A 741-nucleotide genomic window follows, 5' to 3' on the forward strand; every position below is an offset into this window, starting at 1 on the left:
AAGCGACAGGTGCCCGCACCGCCGGCACACCGGTTCGGCTAGGTGATGGTCACAGTGCCGCGCACTGGGTGGTGCGTGGTCCGTGCACGGTGTTGGTCACACCGAGGTTGATCGGGGCGGGGCTGTTGGCGGTGCAGCTGAGCGGGCCGCGGATGGTGTTGCCGGCCAGCAGGGGTGCGTCGGTGCCGGTGGTGTTGCCGGACAGGCTGACCGGGCCGGCGATCGTGACGTCGATGATGGAGATCGCGTCGGTGGTGTTCGTGATCTGGACCGGGCCGTTGACGGCGCTGTCGGCGAGGAGGACGCCGGCGGCGCGGGTGGCGCTGACCGGGCCGCTGATGGTCGTTCCGGTCGCGACGAGCGCCGCGCCCGTCCGGACGGTGACCGGGCCGTTGATGGTGGCGTCGGCGGCGCAGGTGAAGCCGGAGATGACCAGTGGGCCGTTGCGTCGGCCGGTGAGGGTCGGGTAGATGCGTTCGCCGTCGGTCAGCTTCTCCACGCCCTTGGTGTCGAGCAGGAGCGGGATGAGGCCGCGTTCGGGCTGGTTGAGGGGCACGTAGTAGCCGTCGCCGGTCTTGATGACCTTCCAGCCGTGTGCGGCGATGCGCTGGGCCACGGTGGTGCCCACGCCGCCTGGTCCGTCGGTGCGTGCGCCGTTGTACTGCTCCTCGGTGAGCTTGTAGGCGCACGGGGCGTTGTCGAGGATGAGGTCGGCGGGGGGCGCGTCGAGCGGCGGGGGGC

General features: G+C 71.3%; 1 pseudogene. It reads right to left on the bottom strand.

Annotated elements, in window-relative coordinates:
* Positions 1-49 precede the first annotated feature (49 nt).
* A pseudogene (locus tag EAD98_RS30810) lies at positions 50-741 on the bottom strand (carboxypeptidase); the annotation flags it as partial.

It is taken from the genome of Micromonospora sp. CV4 (assembly GCF_003667455.1).
In the GTDB taxonomy this organism is placed as follows: Bacteria; Actinomycetota; Actinomycetes; order Mycobacteriales; family Micromonosporaceae; genus Micromonospora.